At 46.4% G+C, this 1,170-nt stretch carries 1 protein-coding gene; it reads right to left on the reverse strand.

Features of this window, described 5'->3' with window-relative positions:
* A partial coding sequence (locus tag PX481_RS27305) for an anthranilate phosphoribosyltransferase family protein (RefSeq protein ID WP_288097076.1) occupies window positions 1-969 on the reverse strand: 969 nt, incomplete at its 3' end.
* Window positions 970-1,170 lie beyond the last annotated feature (201 nt).

The following is a 1,170-nucleotide window of genomic DNA, read 5'->3' on the forward strand; positions in this document are numbered from 1 at the left end:
GGGGATATCCGGGGCAATTCCACAGCGCCAAAGATAAAAACCACCGTTAAAAATTGCCGCATCGGTTAATTCGTTATTTTCTCCGGCTAATAAACCCTTTAATTTAGCGGTGAGCATCTCTAAAGATTCGAGGGGATAATCCGAAGGACAGAAGCCATAATCGCGAGGATTTAAGAAAAATCGCTGAAAGGAAGGGGGATCGGTGGGATTTCCCAGACCGATAATCGCCGTCCGATTACAGGCTAAATCACAACTCCCCTCTAATCCTTTCACAGTGGTGAAATGAGAGATATTTCTCAGGGCAAAAGTTTCGCGAAAACGCTCCTCGGTGGGGGGATGAACAAAACCCGATATCTGATGAATATTACCGACAAAAGGCGACCACATTAACTCTACCGTGGCCATGGGCGGACGTTTACCGATTTGCTCCCGATAGGGAATAAAATTCTGTACTAGGGGAAAATGGCGCGGAATATAGAAAAAAGTCAATCCTGTGGTGATTAAACAGTCTTTCACTGCTGCTAAGGATAATTGACTAAAATCTGCTCCTAATTGCTGCCAGATTTCTCTGAGGGAAATACCGTATTTAGTCGGCATTCGATCGCCCCCGTGCAGGACTACGGGAACCCCCGCCAACCCTAAGATTAAAGTGGTGATCGGAGTAACTGGGGCAGTGCGAGAGCGTCCATCGTAGGGATTGCCAAAAATAGTGATCGGATGCTGAAAAGAGGCTGATTCTAGGGTTATTTGCGGGCCAAGCTCGGCGTAGGCATCAAGCATTCCCGCTAACTCATCGCTGGTGGGGCGTTTAATGCGATGGGCAATCATGAAAGCACCGATTTGGGCCGGGGTTGCCTCTTGGGTTAACATCATCTTGGTGGCCATTGCCGCTTCGGGACGGGTTAAATTTTTGCCCGTATGGGTGCCACTACCGATCGCTTTTAATAATTCTCGAAAAGTATCACTCATCTCAAGGAAAAAAATAAAGAGTAAATAGGGTTTGCTGAATAAATCTAAAAACCTTGTTGGATAAGACTTTTAGACTTGTTTTCCCTCAAAAAGTGCCGACCTTTGGAGTGATTGGGGGGAAAATTCTGGGACTTTTTCCCTGAAAATTAGGTAATTGACCACCTGAAAATCGGTAAAACCCCACACCCCACACCCCACACC

Source organism: Microcystis sp. M53603_WE2 (assembly GCF_030065435.1).